The organism is uncultured Acetobacteroides sp. (assembly GCF_963667355.2).
GTDB lineage: Bacteria > Bacteroidota > Bacteroidia > Bacteroidales > ZOR0009 > Acetobacteroides.
Map to the genome: position 1 here is coordinate 232,765 of NZ_OY763328.2, position 24,465 is coordinate 257,229.

21 protein-coding genes are annotated in these 24,465 nt (G+C 45.0%); 7 read left to right on the forward strand and 14 right to left on the reverse strand.

Going from position 1 to position 24,465, the window contains the following annotated elements; genetic code table 11:
- Positions 1-124 precede the first annotated feature (124 nt).
- The 3 genes from ACHZA1_RS00985 to ACHZA1_RS00995 form a co-directional block, all read right to left on the reverse strand.
- Entirely contained in the window at positions 125-1,465 is a 1,341-nt protein-coding gene (locus ACHZA1_RS00985; protein ID WP_320053373.1) for an amino acid permease, read from the reverse strand.
- Between the two features lie 240 nt (positions 1,466-1,705).
- Positions 1,706-2,140 (reverse strand): hypothetical protein, encoded by a 435-nt coding sequence (locus ACHZA1_RS00990; RefSeq protein WP_320053374.1) that lies wholly within the window; start codon positions 2,138-2,140, stop codon positions 1,706-1,708.
- A gap of 133 nt (positions 2,141-2,273) precedes the next feature.
- Positions 2,274-2,810: a hypothetical protein gene (locus tag ACHZA1_RS00995; protein WP_320053375.1), complete on the reverse strand. Its 537-nt coding sequence runs from the start codon at positions 2,808-2,810 to the stop codon at positions 2,274-2,276.
- Between the two features lie 336 nt (positions 2,811-3,146).
- Here ACHZA1_RS00995 and ACHZA1_RS01000 point away from each other — a divergent pair, with 336 nt between their 5' ends.
- The 3 genes from ACHZA1_RS01000 to tnpA all read left to right on the forward strand — a co-directional run bounded on the left by ACHZA1_RS01000 (position 3,147) and on the right by tnpA (position 5,256).
- Positions 3,147-3,680 (forward strand): glycosyl hydrolase 108 family protein, encoded by a 534-nt coding sequence (locus ACHZA1_RS01000; RefSeq protein WP_320053376.1) that lies wholly within the window; start codon positions 3,147-3,149, stop codon positions 3,678-3,680.
- Between the two features lie 14 nt (positions 3,681-3,694).
- Positions 3,695-4,180: a hypothetical protein gene (locus tag ACHZA1_RS01005; RefSeq protein WP_320053377.1), complete on the forward strand. Its 486-nt coding sequence runs from the start codon at positions 3,695-3,697 to the stop codon at positions 4,178-4,180.
- A gap of 614 nt (positions 4,181-4,794) precedes the next feature.
- Positions 4,795-5,256, forward strand: coding sequence for an IS200/IS605 family transposase (gene tnpA, locus ACHZA1_RS01010; protein WP_320053378.1), 462 nt, complete (start codon positions 4,795-4,797; stop codon positions 5,254-5,256).
- Positions 5,257-5,657: 401 nt separating this feature from the next.
- Here tnpA and ACHZA1_RS01015 read toward each other — a convergent pair whose 3' ends face one another.
- A complete protein-coding gene (locus ACHZA1_RS01015; protein ID WP_320053379.1) occupies positions 5,658-8,732 on the reverse strand; it encodes an SMC family ATPase in 3,075 nt (1,024 codons plus the stop codon).
- On the reverse strand, positions 8,732-9,952 hold the full coding sequence (locus tag ACHZA1_RS01020) for an exonuclease SbcCD subunit D (RefSeq protein WP_320053380.1): 1,221 nt from the start codon (positions 9,950-9,952) through the stop codon (positions 8,732-8,734). The genes ACHZA1_RS01015 and ACHZA1_RS01020 overlap by 1 nt, the downstream gene beginning before the upstream one ends.
- Before the next feature lie 459 nt (positions 9,953-10,411).
- Between ACHZA1_RS01020 and ACHZA1_RS01025 the strand changes: the two genes are divergently transcribed.
- A complete protein-coding gene (locus ACHZA1_RS01025; protein WP_320053381.1) occupies positions 10,412-10,603 on the forward strand; it encodes a hypothetical protein in 192 nt (63 codons plus the stop codon).
- 252 nt (positions 10,604-10,855) lie between these two features.
- Positions 10,856-11,338 (forward strand): ferritin, encoded by a 483-nt coding sequence (locus ACHZA1_RS01030; RefSeq protein ID WP_320053382.1) that lies wholly within the window; start codon positions 10,856-10,858, stop codon positions 11,336-11,338.
- Between the two features lie 354 nt (positions 11,339-11,692).
- Here the strand turns inward: ACHZA1_RS01030 and ACHZA1_RS01035 are convergent, their stop codons facing one another.
- The 5 genes from ACHZA1_RS01035 to ACHZA1_RS01055 form a co-directional block, all read right to left on the reverse strand.
- The gene (locus tag ACHZA1_RS01035) at positions 11,693-11,926 is read right to left on the reverse strand and encodes a hypothetical protein (RefSeq protein WP_320053383.1); all 234 of its coding nucleotides are present in this window, start codon (positions 11,924-11,926) and stop codon (positions 11,693-11,695) included.
- Between the two features lie 203 nt (positions 11,927-12,129).
- Positions 12,130-12,873, reverse strand: coding sequence for a hypothetical protein (locus tag ACHZA1_RS01040; protein WP_320053384.1), 744 nt, complete (start codon positions 12,871-12,873; stop codon positions 12,130-12,132).
- A 600-nt stretch (positions 12,874-13,473) separates the two neighbouring features.
- Positions 13,474-14,088 carry a hypothetical protein gene (locus ACHZA1_RS01045; protein ID WP_320053385.1) on the reverse strand — a complete coding sequence of 205 codons (615 nt, stop codon included), beginning with the start codon at positions 14,086-14,088 and terminating at the stop codon, positions 13,474-13,476.
- Between the two features lie 12 nt (positions 14,089-14,100).
- Positions 14,101-14,919, reverse strand: a complete 819-nt coding sequence (locus ACHZA1_RS01050; RefSeq protein ID WP_320053386.1) for a metallophosphoesterase — start codon at positions 14,917-14,919, stop codon at positions 14,101-14,103.
- A 430-nt stretch (positions 14,920-15,349) separates the two neighbouring features.
- Complete coding sequence (locus ACHZA1_RS01055) at positions 15,350-15,724, reverse strand: hypothetical protein (RefSeq protein ID WP_320053387.1); 375 nt, start codon at positions 15,722-15,724, stop codon at positions 15,350-15,352.
- 1,067 nt (positions 15,725-16,791) lie between these two features.
- Here ACHZA1_RS01055 and ACHZA1_RS01060 point away from each other — a divergent pair.
- Complete coding sequence (locus tag ACHZA1_RS01060) at positions 16,792-18,249, forward strand: amino acid permease (protein ID WP_320053388.1); 1,458 nt, start codon at positions 16,792-16,794, stop codon at positions 18,247-18,249.
- 53 nt (positions 18,250-18,302) lie between these two features.
- Here the strand turns inward: ACHZA1_RS01060 and ACHZA1_RS01065 are convergent, their stop codons facing one another.
- Positions 18,303-18,698 carry a DUF302 domain-containing protein gene (locus ACHZA1_RS01065; protein ID WP_320053389.1) on the reverse strand — a complete coding sequence of 132 codons (396 nt, stop codon included), beginning with the start codon at positions 18,696-18,698 and terminating at the stop codon, positions 18,303-18,305.
- A gap of 3 nt (positions 18,699-18,701) precedes the next feature.
- Complete coding sequence (trxA, locus tag ACHZA1_RS01070; RefSeq protein WP_320053390.1) at positions 18,702-19,001, reverse strand: thioredoxin; 300 nt, start codon at positions 18,999-19,001, stop codon at positions 18,702-18,704.
- A 201-nt stretch (positions 19,002-19,202) separates the two neighbouring features.
- Here trxA and ACHZA1_RS01075 point away from each other — a divergent pair, with 201 nt between their 5' ends.
- The gene (locus tag ACHZA1_RS01075) at positions 19,203-19,898 is read left to right on the forward strand and encodes a Crp/Fnr family transcriptional regulator (RefSeq protein WP_320053391.1); all 696 of its coding nucleotides are present in this window, start codon (positions 19,203-19,205) and stop codon (positions 19,896-19,898) included.
- An 859-nt stretch (positions 19,899-20,757) separates the two neighbouring features.
- Here ACHZA1_RS01075 and ACHZA1_RS01080 read toward each other — a convergent pair.
- Both ACHZA1_RS01080 and ACHZA1_RS01085 read right to left on the reverse strand, forming a co-directional pair.
- Positions 20,758-21,402, reverse strand: a complete 645-nt coding sequence (locus tag ACHZA1_RS01080) for a response regulator transcription factor (RefSeq protein ID WP_320053392.1) — start codon at positions 21,400-21,402, stop codon at positions 20,758-20,760.
- 55 nt (positions 21,403-21,457) lie between these two features.
- Positions 21,458-24,181 (reverse strand): ABC transporter substrate binding protein, encoded by a 2,724-nt coding sequence (locus tag ACHZA1_RS01085; RefSeq protein WP_320053393.1) that lies wholly within the window; start codon positions 24,179-24,181, stop codon positions 21,458-21,460.
- Between the last annotated feature and the right edge of the window lie 284 nt (positions 24,182-24,465).

The window sequence follows — 24,465 nt, forward strand, 5'->3', positions numbered from 1 at the left end:
ATAGAGCCTCGACAATATACCAGCCCACATAGCCGTATATACCCATCGAACACTTAGCGCCAGCGGTATGACAATAAAGAATAGCGGATACCAATTAGTCAACCAGCATTAGGAACAGGCTCAGCTACCGCCTATTCTGCAATCGCATCACAACAAAAACAGGAATGCCCAGCAGCATCAGGATAAAGGTGTACATGGCAACCTCGGCGCCGGCGGCATAGGTGGTGTATACGCAGTAGATAAAGGCTAAGGCCGGGATAATGGAAGCCTTCAGGAGCCTTCGCCACGATTTCTCCTCAGTATTGGTAAGCAGGATTTGAGCCGCAGCGCTAAAGCTGTAGGCGGGTAGAAAGGCGAGCGTGGCCAGTAGAATCATAAAGTTGAACGCTTCGGTAAGCGAGAGCACGTAGTTAAGGCTGAGCAGCACGTTGGCCAATACGCCCGAAACGATGAGCGATACCGAAGGCGTAGAGAAGCGCTTGTGCACCCTCGCGAAGAATGAGGGAAAGAGCTTTTCTTCTCCGGCGGCAAACGAGCTTCGCGCGGTGGTGAGTATCCATCCCGAAGTTGCGCCCCCGGCAGCAACAATCACGCCCAACGCCATAAACCATCCGCCCCAGGTTCCTCCGGTGATGCGGTTGATGATATCGGACATGGGGGCAGTCGAGTTGGCCAGCTCGCCTTGAGGCATAGCCCCCATGGCGGCAAAGCTGGTGAGGATGTAGATGATGGCGGTGATGGAGAATCCAAGAATGGTGCTGAGCCGGATGTTTCTTGCCGGGTTCTTTATCTCGCCCCCCGTAACCGATGCGCTCTCGAGCCCGATGTACGACCAAAGGGTGATGGCTACCGCAACGGGGATGGAGCCAAACCCGCTAAGCTTAGAGGAAGATAACGTTTGGAAGAAGTCGAAGTTGAATCCCCAGAAGGCTACCGCGATAACAACAATCAGAACGCTAATCTTGGCAACGGTAGTAACGATTCCCACAAAGCCTGCCTCCTTTACGCCCTTTAGGTTGATCAGCGTGAAGAGCCATAGGATGGAAGAGGAGACCACAAATGCCAGTAGCCCGTTAGCTCCTAAAACAGGGAAGAAGATGGTAAGGTATCGGACAACAGCCGTAATGATTGCGGCGTTACCTACCCACATTCCGATCCAGAAAGTCCAAGCAATGAGAAAGGCAGCAAACTCTCCGTAGGCAAGTCGGGTGTAAACGATAGGACCTCCCGAGCGTGGGTAAAGGGCTCCGAGCTTTGCGAAGACAAGCGCAAGGAATAGCGATCCAACAGAGGTGATTAACCAAGCAATAATCGACGATGTGGGATTCGATGTTGCCGCTAGCGACTGGGGAGCTGTAAATATGCCCGAACCTATCATGTTCCCGATAACGATGGCGGTGGCTGCCCAAAGACCTAAATCGCGCTTAAGCGTACCATTGCCCGTATGCTGGTGCTGCTCATTCATATGCTTAAAGGGTTAAGATATTATGCAAAATAAGCGATAATAGATGTATAAGCAAATAGGAATGGCGCTACAAGATGGCAGGCAAAAGCAGCTGGGAAACGAAACTAAGCAAGGGGATACCAAGGAATAACTGCTTTTATGGCTTTCTAGCAGAGAGGGTTTTGCCAATTGCGGCATGGCACATCGGTATAGGTTGCTGCAAAGTCGAATTGGGAGAATGCCGAAGTACCATTCCCCGACCTACTCCTTAATAGTAACAGGGACTCCCTTCTCTAAGAGATTAGCTTTAATGTCTTCTAGGGTGTACTCGTTCAAATCGAAGTAAACAGTCCTGCCTAACGAACGGTCTAGCTCAACTCGGAGCTTTATCCTTCTAAAATACTGTTGCCGCTTAATCACAACTTGCTTTATTGTATCGTAAGGGATACTCCTATTTCGCATTTGAACAAAAACACGAAAAAGAAAAGCAACAGCAGTAGCCAATACCATAATCCCTAACACTAAATCGAGAGGCTTTCCCTTATCGAGGTAATCCATCAGCTTCGTTGATCCCCAAATAGAATAAATTACAATCAGGGTAACATGCATTACAACATCTCTTTTGCCATAGCAAATATCGATATGGCTATCTAAAAAGTGTACTTTGCCGTTTTGCGTCAAAAAATTGTTCCTCATACCCTATATTAAATATAAATAGTAACGTTCAATACGATTAGCGCCCTGTATTTGAATAGTTCGATTGCCACACATCGGAACATAGCCGTTACAACATCGGCAAATACTACATACAACAGCCACAACTAATCGATTAGTCAACCTGCTGCTTTTCGCTTATCTCGCTATAGTAGCGGTTAACCCTATTCTGCATCCACCAAATGCCAATGGGGAACCATATAATGTTGAGCATCTCCGACAGTATGTCGAAGATATTTTCGCAACCCTTTTTTCTTAACGCTACCAACGCTCTTGCTCCGTAGAAAACCATTGCTAGGAATAGCGCTATCAGCAAAACCTGAAAGCCAACAAGGACCCACGAAGGCAATACTGCCTCAACCTCGGTATCGTATAAGCGGCTTAACGGGTAAAAGAGTAAGAATAGCAGCAAAATGCCCAATACCGAATCCATAATACGTTTCTGCTTCAAGCCAACCTTACCGAGATATCCTCTAAGGAAAGAAGTTACGCTATAGCACCATAAGGATATCACCAATAAGGAAACAGACTGTACTATAGTCTTAGAGAATTTATAGTCGAGCTCGGTAAGCGGTAGCATTTCGCATATAAGCGAAGGTGTAATCAGCAGCAGGAATAGCATCCAATGCCTTGCCCTTACGAATAGCCTCATAGTTTTATCGCATATCAGGAAAACCGCCAATCTGCAAAAGGTAGATCAGCATTCGCTTTAAGTTAACAAAAATATAACTTTAAGCATCCTTGAACTTCAAACCCTAGCTCGGAATAAAAAGGATAACCGAGAAGGCTTATACAGTACGATTAAAAGAGATTTTCAAAAATGCTTACATGCCAAAAGTAGCAATAAAAGGTAGAGTTGAAAATACAACAACATAGGTAAACAATAGCGTTTAAAACATCAACTTAAATAGAAACACATTAAATTTTCTTATTTAACATCATTGACTATCTTTAACACACATCAAATCTAGATAAAATACATCAAACTATGGCAAACTACGAACAGGCATTGCAGTGGGTTTTATCCCACGAAGGCGGGTATGTCAACGATCCCGACGACCCCGGTGGCGAAACCTACAAGGGAGTAGCCCGAAAGATGAACAGCAAGTGGGATGGCTGGCTCCATATCGACATGCTGAAGCGGCAATCGGGCTTTCCGGCCAACCTCGACAAGGATTCGGAGTTGCAAGAAGCGGTAAGATCGTTCTATGAGGTTAACTACTGGGACCGAATTAAGGGTGACGAGCTCGCCAATCAGGAAGTGGCAACATCTATCTTCGATTTCGCCGTTAATGCAGGCGTTAGCACCAGTTCCTCATTGGCTCAGCTGGTTGTAGGTGCCGAAAAGGACGGAGTTATCGGCAATCAGTCGGTGCAAATGATCAACAGCTTCGACCCCGATCACTTTATCGCATCGTTTACCGTGGCAAAGATTGCCCGCTATGTCAGCATCATTAAGCGAAACCCAACCAGCAAGAAGTACTTCTACGGATGGGTTTGCCGAGCACTGAATGAGAACTAACAAAAGCCAAAACCATGGGATTCCTTCAATCAATATTTAGCAGCGGTGCTTCAAACATTGTTAGTGCCGTAGGTGGGGTGGTCGACAATATTATTACCACCAAGGAAGAGAAGATGCAGCTCGAGAACGAGATCAAGAAAGCCGAGCTGCAGTACCAAATAGAGATGCGCAAGCTTAACCTCGAAGAAACCGGACAGGTATTTTCCGATGTTAAGGATGCACGCGCCATGGCGAGTACCGTACAAACCAGCGCCAGTTCGAGCAAACTCTCGAAGAATGTAGGTCCGTACCTAGCGCTTGGGACAACGCTGCTCACCTTTGCCCTATTCTTCACGCTAATCTTCGGTTACTGCGAAAAGGGTAACACCAAGGAGATCGTTCTTTACATTCTTGGCGTGCTTAGCGCCATAGTGACGCAGATCTTTAGCTTCTACTTCGGATCATCGCAAAGTAGCAAGGACAAGAATCAAACAATACAGAACCTTACGGAGGTAAAGTAGTAAAGTTGAAAGATAAAGCGCGAAACATACCGCGCTTTATCAACTATCATACTTAATGAGAAGCGAGTAATAGAAGAAAATTATTCGACATCGGATATAATTCCCAATACTTATTTAATTCGGTAGAATAACAATACCACCCCTTCGGGGTTTTAGTTCCCATAATTGATACACGTTCTACAATAATTCCAGCCCTTCAGGCTTACACCAGCACCAAAATCCCGAAGAAATGATGCTATAGAAGTAAACACCCCGTATAATTAATCACCGCCAAAAGAGAGAATATTAAAATCATCGTCATACCAGCACCATCAACCGCAAAAATCCCGAAGGGATGGTATTATTGTAGAAAACAAACAACATTTTATACTAAACCCCGAAGGGGTGAAATAAAATCCATCACCACCCAACCTTCATAAGTCCCCAAAAATCTAATACAACAGTAACATTGAGAAAAATTAGCCCTTACCTTAAACAAATCGCTAAGGAATAGCCTTATTACATCTACCATTTCAGAAAAAACAACCATCAAAATCCCGAAGGGATGAGATTATTGTAGAAAACAAATAACATGTTTAACCAAACCCTGAAGGGGTGAAATTAAAGCTACCGCCATGCCAGGAACATTCACGCAGATTTACATTCAGATTATTTTCGCAGTAAAAGGACGCGAAAATCTTATTAGTAAAACGTGGAAAGATGAACTTTACAGATACATATCAGGAATAATTACCAACAAAGATCAAAAATCAATAATTGTCAACGGAATGCCTGACCATATACATATCCTTATAGGACTAAAGCCATCAATGCCAATATCAGATTTAGTAAGAGATATCAAGAACAACTCCTCAAACTTCATCAACAAGAAAGGTTTTGTAAAGGGGAAGTTTTCATGGCAAGAAGGATTCGGTGCTTTTTCATATAGCCATTCACAATTGGAGCAAGTTTATAATTATGTGATGAACCAAGAACTACATCATCACAGAAAGACATTTAAAGAAGAATACGAAGATTTCTTAAAGAAATTCGCCATTGACTATAATCCCCAATACTTATTTAATTCGACAGAATAGCAATACCACCCCTTCGGGGTTTTAATCCTATAATTGAACTGATTTCTATAATAATGACAGCCCTTCGGGCTTACACCAGCACCAAAATCCCGAAGGGATAAGATTATTGTAGAAAACAACCAGCATCATTAACCAAACCCCGAAGGAGTGAAATTAAAACCATCACCATACCAAAAACTACAATTGCAAAAACCCCGAAGGGATGGTATTATTGTAGAAAAGAAGCATCTATACATCCAAAACCCCGAAGGGGTGACATCAAAACTTCCGCCATCCCACCACCAATAACCGCCAAAATCCCGAAGGGATGACATTACTACAAAAACAAAGAAGAGACATCAATTCATCCCCCGTAGAAATGAATTTTTGCCTCCTCCTGTAGTCCTTTAATAGAACGCCATTTACTCCCAGCTCGCCGTTACAATGCTTCCCCCGTCGTCGTGGTTAACCACCTTAAGGTAGGTTTCGATCTCCTGCTGCATTTCATCAACATGCGATATTACCCCAACGATACGGTTCTCCTTCCGCAAGGATTTTAGGGTATCGAATACAATTCCGAGCGAATCTTTATCGAGAGTGCCAAAGCCCTCATCGAGGAAGAAGAAGTTTTGATCGGCACTCTGCATCCGTTGGATGTTATCGGACAAGGCCAACGCCAACGACAGCGAAGCCTGAAAGGTTTGCCCGCCCGATAGCGTCTTAACGCTTCGGGTTTTGCCGCCATTCATGTAGTCGCGCACCTGAAAACTGTTGTCTTCGGTCAATTCGAGGCTCAGCCGTTGGCGTGTCATCTTGTAGAATCGATCGTTGGCAGCGCTGCACAGGTTTTGCAGGTAGGTAGTGCTAATAAAGTCGATAAACTTATTCCCCTGGAGCATGTTCTTTAAGGTAGAGAGCTCCGATGCACGCATTATCACAATGTCTAGTTCCTTTCGGATGGTCGCCTGCTGCTCTAGGGCGGCATTCTTCGTGGCAATCTCGTTCTCAACACTACCAATATCCTTACGGTTAGCCCCTTCCCTATTGGCTAGCTCAACAACCGCAGCATCCAACTCCAAATGCTCCTGGGCATTGTAGGTGCGACCGGCAAACTCACTCTCATTCTCAGCAACTTGTGCCGTAACGGTTTGTACTGCCTGATTATGGTCGGCAATTTGCTTACGAACGCCGTCAACATCTAAGCCAAGGGCAAGCGTTTGCTTCACCTCCTCCAACGATAGATGCCCGTTAGCCTCCAGCTTTTGGCTTATGCTTTGGGTAATTGAATCAAGGCTCTGCTGCTCCTTATGTAGGTTAGCCTCATTTGCCGCAATGCTTCCGCTGCTCTTCCCCTCCAGTTGACGAAGATCGGCAATCTCGGTAGAAAGTCTGTCAAACTTAGCAACAACGCTGCTTACATGGTTGCGCTTAGCAATAGCCATATCTTCGAGCTCCTTTGGAGCCTTACCCTCATACTGAACGACCTGAAGATGGCGCAATCCGGCAATCAGCGATTGCTTTTGCCCCTCCTTCGAAGCCATTTCGAGCTTAAACGCCTCAACTGCCTTTCGGTACTTTTCGTTATTCTTCTCCTCTTCTTGAAGATCGTTCGATGCCTTTTCTATTGCGTCTTCCAGCGCCTTGATATCCTTTCCCAGCTTATCGGCTACGGCAAAGGCTTTACTTAAAGACTCCTCGGTTTTATACGCTTCCCACTCAAACTTATCCTGATGCTGCTTAAGATCAGCCTCCAGTTTGGCCACCCGTTCGGTAGCCTTACCACATTTTTCATTTATTCCTTTAAGCTTTGCACCAAGTTCAACCAGTTTCCTATCTAGCACGTTGCACTGGTCAATACTGGCTTGGGCATTCTCCTTTTGCTTGCGGGTTAAGCTGATTGCCTCAGCAACATTGGCGATATTGAGTATTTGCGGATGATGGGTAGAACCACATAGAGGGCAAGGCTCACCGCTTTGAAGCTCATCGGCATACTGCCCCAGCTTTTGCTGAACCAGCAGATGCTGTAGCTCCTTATCCTTTTGCCTAACGATATCGGTTAACCGAACAACCTCCTCACGAATCTTCTCCTGCGCCTGAGAAGGTGAAACAACCGGCAAGCCTACGCTAAGTTCCTTTCCATCGAGCAGCAAAACAAGTTCACCCTCCGCGTTCTTCTTTTCATTTAAGGCCGCTTCATGCTCATGTTTAGCCTCAACAAGCTGGGCGCTCAACAATTTATTATAGGTATACCACTCTCGCACCCTCGATAGTAAGGCAACATCAGGTAGCTGCTGCTTTAGGTTCTTCAGATTACCACTTTGCTTCTCCTGAATATCCTTTAGCTCCTTTACCTTAGCCTCATTAGCCTTAATTACCTCCTCGCCTTTGGCAATTCTAACATTCAAGTTCTCAATCTCAGCGATTAACACCTTTGCTTTTGCGATTCGGTCGAGATCGTCAGCCTCCGCATTAATCCGATCACGCAGATCGTAGTCTGCTTTTAGGGTTACCTGCTGTTGCTGCTTATCGGCAAGCTCATCTAGCGTCTTCTTTAGCGACAGCTTTTCGATTCGAAGCGCTTCATTTAGCAGATTGATGCTCTTTTGAGCCTGTTGCTCCTGCTCCATCAACCCTTTAAAGTGAACTAGGCAATACTCGTACCCCCTTAGCTGATCTTCCAAGCGGCTAATTGCCGCAGTCTTCACCTCTAGCTCCTTTCTGTCGGCAAGTAGCTTTTCCTTTTTGATGTTTAGCTCCTTTAGCCTCTTCCACACCTCGAGTTCTTTACGCTTTTGCTCGAGTTCGGCAGATAGCGCCTTAGCAAGATCCTGATATTGGCTTAGCAGCTCCTTTAATTGGTCAATCTGCTCAGCGCTAACATCACCTAACGACGACAGCTGCCCTTCCAGGAACTGACGCTTATCGTTATTGCGCTTATCCAACGAGGCAGCCTTCCTAAAGAGATCGTACTTCTCGAGGTTAAAGAGCTCCTTCATCATGTTGGTACGCTCTTTCTTATCGAGCTGCAAAAACTCCTGAAACCGTCCTTGAGGTATGATGATAGTACGCTTAAAGTTGGCGTAGCTTAATCCAATTGCCTCCTCTAAAGATGACAACTCTACAGGCTTCCAGTCACCACCATCATCAACAAAAGCCTTACGTTCAATCGTCTTTACATCTTCGAACCGCTTAGAATTACGTCGAGCCGAAACAATAACCAAATAGCTCTTATGGTTGATTCCAGAGACGAACTCAAATTCGATAAGCAGGCTATCCGACTTCAAGTTCATCATGTTATAGCCCCTACCCTCCTTGCTATTTAGCCTCTCGGTATCGCCATATATCGCATAGCTGATCGCTTCCAAGATAGACGACTTCCCGCTACCCACCTGACCAAAAATTCCGAAAATATTGGCGGCAGTTAACCTTGTAAAGTCGATGGTTTGCCTTTTCTGGTAGGAATATAATCCCTCTAGGGTTAGTCTTACTGGTATCATTACGCTTCCTCCTCTGCCAACATTTCCTTAAATAAGCTCATCAACGAGTCGCTAGGCTCTTGCCCCTTCTCCTTCATAAAGTAGTCCCGAAAAAGCTCTTCGGTATTCTTGCTAAGATCAGCCGTACTCCTGTCCGAAGCTATCAACTCCTTCGATTTTATATCGGGTATTATACTTATTATATTAGGATGAACCTCGATTAGCTGTTTTCGCTCCTGCGCCGTAATGTAGGTGTCGGATACAAGCGTAAGTTCCACAAGTGCATCTGGATTATCTCTTAACCACTCAATAGCCTTTTCAACACCATCAGCCCTGTAACGAAGCAATCGTTTACCCTTAGCCAGCGCAATCTCCTTAACAGCAACGTTTCGCCCAACCTCCATGTCAGCTATCATTACGTACTTGCCTTGATTAGCTTCTGCAAAGGAGTATGACAATGGGCTACCAGAGTACACAATCGGACAAGGAGCGCTATCAACAATCTGCTTGCGATGTAGATGCCCAAGAGCAACGTAATGAACTCCTTCTGGAACGTTTCCTGTAAAGATGGCTTGCGCACCTCCAACGTGCAGGATTGGCTTTTCATCCTCTGGTTCTTCGGGTAAATCCGCCCCCTCCTTTATAAAAAAGAGATGGCTTACAAGAATATTGCATCCCAGACTATCGCAATAGCCAGCTACCTGATTCTCCCATCTTGTGGCTAGCATATCGCGCAGCTGCTGCTCGTTGTTTTCCGTTCCAAGATATGTCTTCATCCGAAACTCATTGGCGTAAGCGGTATGCAGTATTCGAAGAGGCTCGTTGCATCGGGGCAGCTGCAGCTCAACAAATCCCTCTGCCGACTGCAGCACCTTAAATCCCGACTCCAATTCGAAGAGTGGAATAACCGTATTGGGATATCCGATAAAAACAATGCCGCATTCGCGCGCCAAAGGATCGGGAGACTCAATGCGATCGGGCGAATCGTGATTACCAGCAATGGCAATAACAGGGCGGGTACCGTTATTGGTTAGCCTCTTTAAGCATCGGTAGAAGAGATCAACCGCTTCGGTAGGGGGATTGTAGGTATCAAACAGGTCGCCTGCTATGAGCACGGCATCAACGTCTTGCTCGTTGGCTATTTCTACAATCTCGTCAAGCACCTCACGCTGCTCGTCCAAGCGAGAGAAGTCGTCGAGGCGCTTTCCCAAATGCCAGTCGGATGTATGGAGTATACGCATTGCTTATTTCTAATGAAAGCCTCTAAATTAACCAATTTATCTACTCATCTTATAGGAAAAGGAAATTGGCAGCAAACTCATTCACCCATCCAATCAATTCGCCTTCTCCAATAGCTTAAGCAGCCACAACAAACATTTAACGCCAAGGTCCATTATCCGTAAAACCCTAGCGCAGGCTTCATCAGGAGTAGCTTTAAATCGTAAACATATCGATACAAATCGTTATAAAAGTGAAGATTACAGGTACAATCGGCAACATTACATTACAATTCATTATGTTAACCTAAGTATTGCCTTCATATTAAAACATCAAAACGCCCTACACAATAAATTGATTAGCAAAAGGTTGATTTAACATTTTTATTTTGGCTGATTCGTTTTTCCAGATACTTTTGCCAAACCCGAGATGCAAAATCGGCAAACAAAAAGGCTTACGTACAACTAACTACAGACAACGAGATGATGAGCAACAATTCGACAACGTCAAGAATAATGGAGGCTATAGCCGAAAAGAATTGCCAGCTAGGCTTGGGCAATCTTCAGGCAAACCTTTCGAAGCTTATACCTAGGCTTGAACCCCAATGGATATACGGGCTTATTAATGTGGAAGAGGAGGCATCGTTCGAGTTTGCAGTGCTCGAAGACCTCTAGCGGCATCAACCGATTTAGGAAAGGATAAATATGAATACTGGTTTGATATAATTTTGTAGCAGTTTGTTTAATTGGTAAAGGGAAGATGGGAATCTTCCCTTTTTCTTTTGCGCGCTAGAGGCTGTGAACAAATATCGCAACATCGCTTCAACCTATCTGAATTGGGCAACGAAGGTGCTTCATCGACTTACTAGCGGCTCTTATAAACATTTAGGCGAGTTAAACGTAGTATTACTATTAAACTCTACGACTATGATAAGCAGCAAAATGTTAGATGCGTTGAACGACCAAATCAATGCCGAACTTTGGTCGGCATTCCTTTACCTTTCCATGTCGGCCGATTTCGAGAATAAGGGGTTTGAGGGGTTTGCCCACTGGTTTAGGGTGCAGTACAAGGAGGAGACGGAGCACGCGCTGAAGTTCCTCGACTACATTAACGACAGGTCGGGGACGGTTAGGCTTCACGCCATTAAGGAGGTTCCGCAAACGTGGGCAACTCCGCTTGACGCATTCGAAGAGGCACTAGCGCACGAGCTAAAGGTGACCAGCCTTATCCACAACCTAATGGACATTGCCGTTCTGGAGAAGGACTACGCAACCCAAAACCTTCTAAGGTGGTACGTTGACGAGCAGGTTGAGGAGGAGAAGAACGCTCAAGCCATTATCGACAAGCTGAAGCGGGTTGGCGACGGCGGTGGGCTGGTGTACATCGACAAGGAGCTGAAAAAGCGCTAGCGGCAGGTGCCATGCGCAACAGAACAACGGTTAAGGGAGCGGTAAAGCATTGCCGCTCCCTTAACCGTTTTGGCAGGGTACAGCTGGCAAATGCAGCCTCTGACAGCAAGGCTGGCGTTGGCAAGAGAACATAAGCAAAATTGCACGGGAAGATAGCGTGCACAAAGAAGCAACCCCCAATATATGAGTGCACGGCCGATCCCCTACTCCACCATGCTGAAATAGGTAGAGGCAGGGTAAGATAATAGCGGAGAGCGGAAGCTCTTTATCCTAAAGCATATCTTCATTATCTAAATGCATAAGGTTATTATCCTATAGCAGGTCTTTATTATCTAAATGCATAAAGCTATTATCTCAGAGCAAGTCTTCATTATCTAAATACATAAAGCAATTATCCCCAAGCAGGTCTCTATTATCTAAATGCAAAAGTCTATTATCCCGAAGCAGCCCTTCATTATCCAAATGCATAAGGCTATTATCCCAGAGCTGATCTTCATTATCCAAATGCATAAAGCTATTATCCCCAAGCAGGTCTTCATTATCTAAATGCATAAGCCTATTATCTAAAAGCAAGTCTTCATTATCCAAATGCATAAGCCTATTATCTAAATGCTAATGGCTACTATCCCAAAGCATACAGCGATTACCTTAATGCAGAGGCTTACACCATAAGGGGGAAAAGGCATTTCCTTGGCTGAAGAGGCTCCTACAGCGGGCGCTGCCGAGGAATCGAGGAGCATTGGCCGTCATCAGCCCCTCAAAGAGGGAAGAATGCGGGCTAATGCTGGGGGTTAACGAAGGAGCAGCTTAAACTTCACCTTGCTTGCCTCCTTGAACTCGGGGCTGGTGCCTCCGAACAGGGCGCGAATGTAGGCTTTGGCAGCCTTGGCGGCGGCGAGCACGCCGGTGCTGGGATCGTAGAGCAGCCGGTTGCGGGTGCTGCGGGCGGCGGAGAGGTAGGCGGCGGCGCTGTTGCAGGCATCGATGCTGCTGCGCAGCCGTTGGAGAATGGCGCGGAGGGCGTCCAGCGTAAGGGCCTGCTCGTTGGGGCTGTACTCGGGGATGGAGGCGAGCAGGGAGATAAGCTCGTCGAAGCTGTCGGCCCGGCTGCTGAAGCTGAGGTGCGATACGGAGTGATGCTGGGGTTGAGGGGTATCGGGGATGGCGGCATCGGCAGCCTTGGTGGCTATGGGTTTGGCGCGCTTGCCCCGGAGGCGGCGCACGATGGTTTTGGCGTTGGCAACGGTATGGCTGGAGGTGGTGGAGGCCTTCAGGGTGTTGATGGCGCGGGTGGTGGTGGGGAGTAGCTCGCGAAAGGCGGCATCGCGGCTGGCGGCGGCATGCTGAAAGCGGGCTACGGCTAGGCTAACGCCGTCGACGGCTTGGCGGGCGTCGGCCTCGAGCTGTACGAGGGCGGAATAGGCAATGGCGGGGTTGCTGGGGTTGTACTTGGCGCCATAGCTGGCGATGTGGACGTTGAGCAGGCCTAGGTTGTCGACGTTTTTGGCGTGCCCGGTTTCGGAGGTGCTGGCCATACAGGTTAGGTTTTATTGGGTGTGCGACTTACGTGCTTGGGCTAAAGGTATAAATTAGAGCTAAAACGAGCAAGCGCCGGTAGAAAAATAGAGGGGATGCTAGGGTAGGCAGGAAGATCCCCGAAGAAATTCATGTGAAAGTAATTGTCTTTTTAATGGTCACATGCAACTCGCATCGCAGTCGTTCATCAACTTTTTGGTGAATTACTGCATTCATACTCGTTTCGCTTAAAAAAATACAGACACCGTATTTAGCAGAGGCTAGAACTCAATAAAGAGAATTTCAACTTCTTATCTGTCCTTTTTGTAGGGCAAAAAGGACCAAAAACCCTTGGCACAAATTAACTCGCTCGGTCGCGGTGGGATGTCACCATCTCAAATGATTGCTTCTAGTCCTTTCATCGCTGTTGCGCTAATTGGCGTAGTAGCAGCTCCGCTCACTCGAACAGAATTCGTGCCAGTCTGGTATGGCTGCGCCATGGTATTTACGGGGTACGTTATTCTGCACCAGTAAGCCTGTCCGCCGTTGGTTGGTAATTCTTCTAATAATCGTTTTTTTTTGATTGTAAAAGCGAAATCCCCAGCTCCTCCCCCTTCGGGCTAGAGGAAGGTGAACTTGGCGCCAAAGGAGAGGTTGATGATGTCGCGGAGCCCGAGGTAGCGGTTCTTGACGGCGGAGATGATGTAGAGGTCGTTGGTGTTGAACTCGTAGAAGAGGGAGAAGGAGTCGCCATCGAGGTACTTCGAGAACCTATAGGTTACGCTTTGCCCGAGAAATACGTTGAAACGGGTGTTGAGCGCCCAGAAGTAGTAGCCGTTGGGATAGCGGTCGGGCAGCTTCTCCCAGAAGTACTGCCCGAAGAGCTTGGTCATGTAGATGCCGCCGGTGATGGGCTCGATGCTGCAGCGCTGGCCGAGGCTGAGGTGGAAGGGCTTGTAGGCCTGCTTCAGGGTGACGGTGAGGTGGGTGGGGCTTTGGCTGGTTGAGCGGAGGAAGCCCACGAAGAGGTTGGTCTCCCAGGTGCGGTGGCTGCCGTAATCCCAGCCAGGCCCCGCGGAGAGGGTGCCCATATCGCCAGCGTACTGCAGCTTTAGGTGGGTTGGGATGAGCTTGCTCCAGGCCGAAACGTACTCCTGCTTGAGGTCCTTGTCGATTTGTCCGGCGGCCGACAGGCCTACCGCTAGCGTAACGATGGTTAGTAGAATTTTTCGCATGGTACGGTTGGATTAGAAATGAACGACCTCGTAGGTGTAAGTCCCCCTGACGAGGGTGAAGAGCATGTAGCTGCGGTCTTGGATATCGTCGCAGCCGTAGTAGATGAGGCCGTCGTTGAAGAAGTCGGACTTCATCAGCGAATGGGCGTGGGCGTGAAGGCAGAATAGCGGGTTGGGGAACTTCAGCAGCAGGCTCTCGAAGTAGCTAGCGGTGTTGTTGTTGAACTCCAGGTCGAAGGGCTCGACGTGCATTACGGGGATGGTGTAGGCGTAGCTCTGGTCGGTACGGCCGAGTTCCTTGAGGATGAAGCCGTAGTCGGGGATTGGCGTGGAGTAGTCGAACTCCAGCGCGTTGGTATTGAGGAAGAGGAACTTGGTTTGCTTGAAGACAAAGGAGAAGTTGTAGTCGCCGTAGATGGAGCGGTACACCTCCTTACCATGGCCGAGGATGTCGTGGTTGCCAATGACGGCAACGTAGGGCACCTTGAGCTTTTTCAGGATGTCGTGCATCCATACGTACTCCTTGGTCATGCCGAAGTCGGCGATATCGCCGCCGTGCACGACAAAGTCGATGCCGCTGCGCCTGTTGATTGCCCTTACGAAGGCGTTGGTTTCGTCGTACGAGCGTTGAGTATCGCCCATTAAGGCGAACCGGATGGTGTCGTCGGAGCTGGCGGCTGCTGAAGCTACGATTCGTTGGATGTTCTTGCTGTTGATGCTGGAGTATTTTCGGCAGAGCGAGACATCGTAGGGATGGTATTCGATCATGTCGCAGCTGGAGCAGAAGGCGATCGCGAAAAGTGCAGCAGCGAGCCTAAGGAGTACGTTCATTCTATACAATTTCGGGTGGGTTGATTTCAATCTTTACCTCGAAGTATCGAGTGGCGCAAAGAAACAGCCCTTCGGCATGATCGTACAGCAGCGATCCATTAAATAGCGCTTACGGACATCCGAATCCCTACACTTTAACCGTAATCGAGTTTAAATCAGTCAGAAAGGTTCACTTCGAAAAACAAAAAGTAAAGCTTACGAGAAGGGAGAAATGGGACGGTAGCGGGAGCTAAAGGAAAACGGGAGATGAGCGCAAGCATCATGCAGGCCGAGTAGAGTGCGGCCATAGCGCAAATGTAGAAGGAGGTGGATAGGGTATAAAAGAATAGGGACCTCTCCCGAGGTCCCTACCCTACAAACTACTACAAACAAATCTATTATGAATAGGCCTCTCCCAACAATACTGCTGAGGAAACTTGTATTCCCAAATCTATAAAGCGGAAAGCGTCCAAGGAGCCTTTACGTTGCTCTTAACGAACACCCGGCTTACGCCTTGCTTTCCATTCACGTTAAGTTGAACGGTTGCTGTTAGCATATCGTCAATAACTTCAACTTTTACGTCTTTTACGATAACCAAATTTTCTTGGGTTGGATCGAAAACCTGCATGGTATTCTGTGCTTCGCTTTGGTAAACGATACGAAGAGGTAATGATTGGCCTTCTTCGCTAGTTGACATTAAGGCTTTAACGTCGTTTTCCAACAATGTTTGACGGACTAATTGGCCTTCAAGTACGTTGCTGCTTGCACTAGCCGAATAGCCTAAAAGCATAACAATTGCAGAAACTAAAAAAACAACCTTTCTCATAGCATTTCCCCTTAAAAATTTATCGCTTGTAAACCCAAACTAGAAACATTCCCTTTTTACACTAGAAAGTAACATTTCGGTAGATTTTGCAACGCTTTTAGTTTTACATTGCAATGCAAAGAAACAGGTTTTATTTCAATCTCAAACCACAGTTTCAATGGATTAATAATCTTTAATAATGCCAAAATCGTACTTAACAATAATCAAAACCTGAAAAAATGCGCTGTAATAATTTTCACCTCAACACTTTAATTTGATAACAATTTGTAATGCAACAAACCTCCACAGAATCGAAACCATCCGATAATTAACAGTAATTTCAAGGTAAAAACGTACTTCTCGCCTCTTTATCTAAGAATACGATAGGATTGTCTGTAAGGCAACCTGCGGCTATAGCAACAAAGACTCCGACAGGAAAAGACACCTACAACAAAACCCTAGATCTACGGCTCCTATACAAGATTCTGCTTACGCTTCATACCCTTTGCTTCGTTTATAAGCACCTTTGCCTTAACGATTATCGACACGAGCATTAAGGCTAAAACCGAGAAAGTAATAATCGCACTCATGACCTTACATTTATTAGTTGTTACTCGCTTACACCTTAAACCCAGAATTTGCCTTTTAGGCTCCTTCATCGTTTAAACCGAATTCACCTTTAAGACGCCCGATTCAGGAATACGTTACATTAATGATTTATAACCGCAATAGCAGTAACGGGTATAAACGTCCATCAAGTTCGACTATTCACATATATTTCAGGCGATAGGCGGCATCACCTGTTCTCGAAATTCGAAAAGAAACACTCCCACCACACAAGCTTTAGTCATACAAATCACATGTTTTTCGAACATTAATCATCTTTAACAGGATTACAATTCAAAAGGTTGTAAGAGACTTTTAACATAAGCATGCTACAAATTGGCAGCAAAACATTTCAAAAAAGAATAAAATATACCCATAAAAGAATTTTTCACTCATTCTCTCAGAATCTACATTACAACCTATTGTAATTAATCGCCCTAGATTTAATAAATTGCACTAACCCAATATTGATATCCTAGCTTATGAAATTTACAAAACCCCTTTCCATCCTACTAAAGGAATCGGAAGAAAGTGGCGATCACGCCCTCAAACGTACGCTCAACGGTTTTAATCTTGTTGCGTTGGGTATTGGTGCTATTATCGGTGCTGGCTTATTCTCCTTAACGGGTATTGCAGCAGCGGAAAATGCGGGACCAGCAGTAACCATTTCGTTTATTATTGCTGCTGTGGGATGTACCTTTGCCGCACTCTGCTATGCCGAATTCGCGTCGATGATTCCTGTTGCAGGTAGCGCCTATACGTACTCCTATGCTACCATGGGAGAAGTCGTCGCTTGGATAATTGGCTGGGACTTGGTGCTCGAATACGCGCTAGGTGCAGCTACAGTATCGGTTAGCTGGTCGTCCTACCTTGTTAAATTTCTCAGCAACATTGGCATTAACTTCCCCTATGAGATCAGCCATGCACCTGTCGATTCGATGACGCTGGCAGATGGAACGGTTATATCGGGAATCATTAACCTCCCAGCCATTTTTATTGTCTTCGCGCTATCGCTCCTGCTTATTAAGGGGACGAAGGAGTCTGCCTTTATGAATGCACTGCTGGTAGCCCTTAAGGTAGCCGTTGTACTCGTATTCATTGCAGTTGGCTGGAACTACATCAATCCCGAAAACTACCACCCATACATTCCACAAAACACCGGAGAGTGGGGACACTTTGGATGGTCAGGTATACTTAGAGGTGCGGCAGTTGTCTTCTTTGCATACATAGGCTTCGATGCCGTTTCGACAGCCGCACAGGAAAGTAAAAACCCGAAAAAGGATATGCCAATTGGTATTCTTGGCTCACTAATAATAAGCACCATTCTCTACATAGTCTTCGCTTACGTAATGACAGGGTTGGCCAACTATACCGACTTTAAGGGAAGCGCGGCACCTGTTGCCGTAGCCATTGCCAATACACCATACGCTTGGTTACAGCAAACAATCATTTTCGCCATACTAGCAGGTTTTACATCGGTAATGCTGGTAATGCTCCTCGGACAATCGCGTATCTTCTACTCAATGTCAAAGGATGGGCTTCTTCCAAAGGTATTTTCATCAGTACATCCTAAGTTCCATACGCCATACAAGAACAATCTGTTTTTTGCAGTATTTACCAGCCTACTGGCAGGATTTGTCAACATATCAGACCTCGGCCACATGGTAAGTATAGGTACGCTGTTTGCCTTTGTTCTTGTTTCCATTGGTATCATCATAATGCGCAAAAGAATGCCAGATGCCCCTCGAACATTCAGAACACCACTTGTTCCGCTTGTTCCCATTTTGGGGATTTTGGTATGCGTTTCCATGATGCTATCGCTACCTGTTGTTACTTGGATTCGTTTATTTGTGTGGATGGGATTAGGTTTTATTATATACTTCACCTACGGCATTAAGCACTCTAAGATTAGAAAAGCGGAAGCCGAGAAAAAAGACTAAGAAAAAAGGCTGATTCATAAATTGAATCAGCCTTTTCTCTATTAGAATCGCTATTAAGTGCGACCTAAAACACTTATCACCTTTTGCAGCTTAGCAGCAACATCGGCAGCAAGAGGAATAAGCGTAGAATTTTGGACCGATTGCATCGTAACCTCCGGATTAATGGAAGCAACTAGTGTAGATTCGTCATCCCTCTCGATAACTACCAAATTACAAGGAAGGAGGAGCCCAATTAGTTCTTCTTCAGATACTGCCTGATAGGCATACGAAGGCATACAAGCGCCCAAGATGGTGTAACGCTTAAACTCCTTTCCCAAAACATTCTTAAACTTCTTATCCAGATCCAGTTGTGATACTATACCAAAGCCTTCGGATTCTAATGCCTCAACTGCAAGCTGCACAGTTCTATCGAATGAGGCATTTACGGTTGTCTGAAATGCATAGTTCATAAGCTACCTATAGTTACTTAATATTGATACGAGTTGCGGTTTAGACTGCACGCCAGATTGACGCCACAGCACCTTGCCTTCTCTAAATATCATTAATGTTGGAACGCCCCGAACTTGATAATCAGCAGCCACCTGCGGATTTTTGTCTACATCAATTTTAATGATGCGAACTGCATCACCCATTTCGGCAGCAACCTCCTTAAGAATGGGAGCCTGCATCTTGCAAGGGCTACACCATTCAGCAAAAAAGTCGACCAGCACTGGCCTGTCTGATTGAATTATAGAACTAAAATTCTCCTTCATTGTCACACCTAATAAATATGGCCTTACATTTAGAACTAACAATTTACAACTCACAACCTCAAAAGGCGATCGTATAACAAAGATACAAGAATGCCATCCCCCAATCAACAAGCAAAAACTCGCATATGCCAATGTACGAACTGATCTTTATCAACCATTTTACTGATTTATTCTACCTTTACAGGACAAAAGCAGCATGTCATGAAAACTATCCTAGAAAATGATAGCGAATACGTTTGCAACATACAAGCCCCCTGTTTTCAGAAGCTAAATACAGAGGAGGTTGAACTAATCAGAAGCAGCAAAACGCAGGTACTCTTTCGCAAAGGAGAAAACCTTACCAAGCAAGGAGCATTTGCCACCTACGTCCTATTTATTGTAAGCGGCATTGCCAAGCAGCACATCGAAGGGGATGGAACAAAAAGTTACAGCCTAAGAATGGTTACACCCGGTGAGTTTGTGGGCTTATCATCAGTATTTACCAAAAATACCTACAGCTACTCTACGGTTGCCCTAACCGATGTTCAGGCATTTCTTATTGAGAACAGCAGCATCATGAAGGTTTCTCGGAGCAACGGAGAATTTGCCGTTAACATCATAAAGCGATACTGCGGACAAAACTCCATTCTTTTCGACACCATACGAACCTTGATGTACAAGCAGATGAACGGAAGAATGGCAGAAACGCTACTCTACCTAAACAGCATAAGAGTGGAAAACATTGAAGTATTTGGGCTACTTACCCGTAAGGATATCGCTGAATTTGCAGGCATCTCAACTGAGAATGCCGTAAAAATCCTCAAATCATTCGAAAAGGATAAAATCGTTGCACTCGACGATAAAAACATAACCATACTAAAACATGAGGCGCTAGAAGAAATTTCGCGACATGGATAGAAAACAATAAGCCGCTCTCTTTAAGGAGAACGGCTTATCATTCATTTTCATCAAGGTCGCTTAATACTCTTCAACCAATTTGCCTTGATATAACTGAAAATACTAAAACACTATATATTGAATTCCCAAATTCCTATTTTACAATCCTTTCCCGATCTCCTCAAAAAAGGAATAAAAGGCTCCCAACACCCTCCATTAAGTCAGAGACTATTGTGGAGCCTTTTTGATGATTTAAAATGAACAACCTGCATTGACATCAGCACCAGTCAGATTGTAATAAAATTATGTTGCTAAAATTATAGTGAAGCTCTTTCGAGACTCTTCAATCTATTAGCAAAAACTTGAATTCCCTCTGAAATAATCCTCCCTTAAGCGTTAGGCACTTCTCCGAGTTACCGCTCAAACCAATTAAAACCGTTCTACGATAACTCCGAGATATAATGCCTACTAGAAAACGAAAAATAAAAACTTCCAACAGCCAATATGAACGTTGTCAAACCAAAATTCAGATAAACACGGTCTAAAAGCATTTCCTGCAAACTCAACAGGATCAAAAGAGATAATGCAAATAGAAATACCCTACGTGAGATTTTCGAATAGATCAAATGTTTTAAAGTACAAGTAGAACCTACAGTACCCCCAAAATCTTCACCTACTCTGTTTTCGTTCAGCCTCCAACAAAATAGATAACCAAGAAATAATGCAAGCAATCATTGCGTTGAGATTTGACCTTAAAACTCACCTGTTATTTCAAGAGCAAAATAACATCGTTCTCAACGCAAATAAAATGGAGTAAAAGCTCATTTAAAACAGCCAAAACACCCATTTAAAATGGGTGTTTTACGCCACAACACCAGACTCAACTCACATCAACCAACTTATGCTTAATAGCATACATAACTAGGGCAGCTGAATTTCTACTGTTTGTCTTCTCGAGAAGGTTAGATCGGTGCCGATCGACAGTACGATGACTAATAAAAAGCTTATCCGCAATATCGGAATTCGAATAACCCAAACAAATAAGCTTAAGCACCTCCAATTCGCGATCGGTTATGGTAAGCTCCTTTTCGTCATCATGCTTTTTATTTCTGCATGAGATAACGCCCAGAAGAAGCTCTTGCGAAAAGTAGCTACCTCCCCTAAAGACCGTATTAATGGCTTTTACCACCTCGTCTACTTCCGAATTCTTAAGCAGGAATCCCTTAACGCCAGCATCAACCATTTTTTCGAAGTACTCTTCCTCGCCATGCATCGACAGCATTAGTATTGGTAGCGAAGGATGCTGCTTTAAGGCAATCTGAGTTGCCTCCATTCCATTCATTTCGGGCATATTTATGTCCATTAGCACAACGTCTGGTTGCAGATTCTCCAAAACCTTCAAAAACTCCACCCCAGACGATGCCTCACAGACAACTTCAATCCCATCCGACTCATCAAGTAGCATTTTAAGCCCTTTTCGAAACAGAGTGTGGTCGTCAACTAAAATAACTCTAATACGTTCCATAGTCCTTGTCCAATAATGCTTTTTATTTTATGCTGATATTTATAGCATATCAATGTCAGCTAGTATACTTAATTGGTACTTCAAGTGTTACCCTCATTCCCTTACCTTCTCGAGACCAAAGCCTCACCAGTCCATTAATCGATCGGATCCGACTCGATATATTCGACAAGCCATGACCTCCCTTTCGAGATACATCGGTTAAGGAGAAGCCTACTCCATTATCAGAGTAATCCAACTTTATGCTTCCATTTAATTCTAAAATCTTGACAATAATTTCGGTTGCATGCGCATGCTTTAGCGTGTTGTTTATCAATTCGGTTACAACACGGTAAAGCCCAACCTCTATGGGAATAGAATAGCGGTTAGAGCCCAATTCCAAATCAAGATTAATGTTGAGCGAGTCGTCCATTCGTAAACGCTGAACAAAACTTCTCAGCGCTACTTGCAATCCAAAATCGGTAAGACTTTGCGGACTTAGGTTGTTAGACACCTCCCTGATGCTTTTGATGGTCTCGTTCAACGTTTCCTTGGCCAAAGCATAAGCCTGCTCATGACGCTCTTTGCTGCCATCTTTGCTCAACGCGGTAATGTACAGATTCAGCGCTGATAGAAGCGGACCTATTGAGTCATGCAGATCTTTAGAAAACCTTTGCCGCTCGCGTTCTTCAGCATCGATTACAGCATTGAGCACTTCGCGTTCGGCAACTTTACGCTCTGTGATATCCCGCAGAAGAACCATCTTTACCTGCTTATCCTCTATGGTAATATTGCTGATGGCAACCTCAACCGGCATCACTGTTCCATCAAGAAGAGAAAGCGTACTCTCTGATTTATCAGGAAACAAAGCATCCTTTCTTACATCTTGATTAAATAACAACAGCTGTTTTATCGAAGGAACAAAGTCTTCAAAATGCTTATTTTCAACGTCATCATTAAGATTTAGTAAAATCTTTGCAGAAGGATTACAATCGAGGATTTCTGCATTATCATTTAATAGAAGAATAGCCGCTTCGGTCTGCTCGAACAACGATCGCCACCTTAACTCGCTAGCGCGCAGCACGCGCTCATCTTCGAGCAGCTGCTGCTCGGCAATTTTCTGCTGCGTAATATCAACATGTGTGCCCACAAAGTAGCGTGAGCCATCGCTCCCATTCTCTATTATCTTCCCCCTTGATAACAACCAGAGATAATGTCCATCCTTAGCGCGTATCCGATTTTCCTCCTTGTAGAAAACTTTCTTTCCGCAAATACAATCGTCAATAGACTGCTTTACCCGAATAAGATCGTCGGGGTGAATCAACGAATCAATAAACTCAAGGGAATTAACATACTCGTTAGACCTATACCCCAATGCATCCCAGATCTTGCTGCTAAAGTGCAAATCCTGCGTTTCAAGATTATACTCCCAAAAGCCTTCAGAGCTGGCATCAAGAATATTAGTGAGCCTTTGATGGCTGTTATGGAGCATTGCATGAGCATGCTCGAGGTTATTGGTTCTCTCCTCCACCAACTCCAAAAGATGGTGCCTATGCTTCTCTAACTCCATGTTTTGAAGCAGCATCTGTCCTTTCTGCGCCTCTAAAACCTCGTTTGTTTTTTGCACTTCAAGCGTTCGCTGAAGGACTCGCCTTTCCAGCTCCTCGTTTTGCTGAATTAGTTTTCGCTCTCGTCTCTTCCTCTTCAGATAGCTAATAATAATCGTGTTAATAATAAGCAGTATTGACACGATTGATACGAAAATTGCAACGCGGTGATGCTCGAAAAATGTTGGAGGCTTATTTACAATAAGGCTTCCTGGAGGAAGCATGGAAAGGTCTATTCCAAATCGGTTGAGCTGATTGTAGTCAAACTCGTATGCATTATAGCCTGTACGAATTACGGGCAAGCTATCAGCCTTACTCCCCATTAGTATCTTTAGCGCCAGCTGAGCAGAAAGCTGTCCTTGCTTATAGCCACTGGTAAGCATCCCTCCTACAATACCTTCTCCAAGGTAAAAGTTCCATGTAGAGTAGATTGGAACTTTCGCTCGTTCGCGAATAAGCTGCATGTTTTCGTCGAACGATATGTAATTGCCGTCCTTATCCTTCGTATAGTTATTCAGAAGAATCGCCTTCCGCCCCTTAAGCGAAGCCACCTCGTTAAGCATTTCGCCCAACTTGACATTCTTCAAGAATACGAATTTGACGCTTGTTTTTAGAATGCGCCTAGCTTCATCTATTTTCCTCTTATTAATACTAGACATCGGCTGCTGGTGGTCGTCGACAACAAAAACGGTGTCGAGGTTCGAATGCAGCCGAAGCATTAGCTCTATCGTATGCTGGAAATCGTTCTCCTCCGAAACCCCAGTAATGCCCTTCATCCCAGCAAGGAGATCTGGACGGTACTGGTTCACCCCACAAAAAACTACAGGAATGTTGGGATAGTAAACATCCCTGAACTGCCGGATAAAGTCGAACGCATTATCATCAGAAACAATGATAACCTTAAACGGAATATTGTAGAGCTTACGCTTGTAAAGCGCCAGCAGCTCTTTCATGTACTCGGGGTGGTAGTTCCGCTTAGTGTCGAGGTACTCGAAATGGATCTCCACGTTCTTTTGCCGCGACAAAACGGATTGGATGCCCGCCGTAATGCTGTCGGTCCAGTTTAATCCTTGATGGTACGAATGAATTACAAGCACCTTCTGCTTACGAGGCAAAGCCCAAGAATCAGGGATATATGCCAGTAAAGCAATAAGCATCAGGAAATTTAGCGCAACATAATTTCTTAATCCTCCCATTACCATTCCTAAAAGTTTTAAGTAAAGTAATGCACATTTTAGTCTGTTAATAATAGTAAAAAATACAGTATAAATTAACCATTTCAACTATTTATTTCACCCTAGTTTTATTGAGAACATAACCCATCTGTGAATTAGCACAATAGAGCATCTGCAAACCTTCCCCGCTGCTTCTAACAGTAAAAAAGATTCATTTCAGGGTATTTTCTCTACTTTTAATGCTTTAATGAAGCAGGCGAGCAAAAGCGCTCGTTGATGCTACGACAACACTCACACACCATTTT

Coding starts and splice junctions, on each gene's coding strand:
- ACHZA1_RS00985 (WP_320053373.1), bottom strand. CDS start 1,465: ATGAATGAGCAGCACCAGCATACGGGCAATGGTACGCTTAAGCGCGAT.
- ACHZA1_RS00990 (WP_320053374.1), bottom strand. CDS start 2,140: ATGAGGAACAATTTTTTGACGCAAAACGGCAAAGTACACTTTTTAGAT.
- ACHZA1_RS00995 (WP_320053375.1), bottom strand. CDS start 2,810: ATGAGGCTATTCGTAAGGGCAAGGCATTGGATGCTATTCCTGCTGCTG.
- ACHZA1_RS01000 (WP_320053376.1), top strand. CDS start 3,147: ATGGCAAACTACGAACAGGCATTGCAGTGGGTTTTATCCCACGAAGGC.
- ACHZA1_RS01005 (WP_320053377.1), top strand. CDS start 3,695: ATGGGATTCCTTCAATCAATATTTAGCAGCGGTGCTTCAAACATTGTT.
- tnpA (WP_320053378.1), top strand. CDS start 4,795: ATGCCAGGAACATTCACGCAGATTTACATTCAGATTATTTTCGCAGTA.
- ACHZA1_RS01015 (WP_320053379.1), bottom strand. CDS start 8,732: ATGATACCAGTAAGACTAACCCTAGAGGGATTATATTCCTACCAGAAA.
- ACHZA1_RS01020 (WP_320053380.1), bottom strand. CDS start 9,952: ATGCGTATACTCCATACATCCGACTGGCATTTGGGAAAGCGCCTCGAC.
- ACHZA1_RS01025 (WP_320053381.1), top strand. CDS start 10,412: ATGATGAGCAACAATTCGACAACGTCAAGAATAATGGAGGCTATAGCC.
- ACHZA1_RS01030 (WP_320053382.1), top strand. CDS start 10,856: ATGATAAGCAGCAAAATGTTAGATGCGTTGAACGACCAAATCAATGCC.
- ACHZA1_RS01040 (WP_320053384.1), bottom strand. CDS start 12,873: ATGGCCAGCACCTCCGAAACCGGGCACGCCAAAAACGTCGACAACCTA.
- ACHZA1_RS01045 (WP_320053385.1), bottom strand. CDS start 14,088: ATGCGAAAAATTCTACTAACCATCGTTACGCTAGCGGTAGGCCTGTCG.
- ACHZA1_RS01050 (WP_320053386.1), bottom strand. CDS start 14,919: ATGAACGTACTCCTTAGGCTCGCTGCTGCACTTTTCGCGATCGCCTTC.
- ACHZA1_RS01055 (WP_320053387.1), bottom strand. CDS start 15,724: ATGAGAAAGGTTGTTTTTTTAGTTTCTGCAATTGTTATGCTTTTAGGC.
- ACHZA1_RS01060 (WP_320053388.1), top strand. CDS start 16,792: ATGAAATTTACAAAACCCCTTTCCATCCTACTAAAGGAATCGGAAGAA.
- ACHZA1_RS01065 (WP_320053389.1), bottom strand. CDS start 18,698: ATGAACTATGCATTTCAGACAACCGTAAATGCCTCATTCGATAGAACT.
- trxA (WP_320053390.1), bottom strand. CDS start 19,001: ATGAAGGAGAATTTTAGTTCTATAATTCAATCAGACAGGCCAGTGCTG.
- ACHZA1_RS01075 (WP_320053391.1), top strand. CDS start 19,203: ATGAAAACTATCCTAGAAAATGATAGCGAATACGTTTGCAACATACAA.
- ACHZA1_RS01080 (WP_320053392.1), bottom strand. CDS start 21,402: ATGGAACGTATTAGAGTTATTTTAGTTGACGACCACACTCTGTTTCGA.
- ACHZA1_RS01085 (WP_320053393.1), bottom strand. CDS start 24,181: ATGGGAGGATTAAGAAATTATGTTGCGCTAAATTTCCTGATGCTTATT.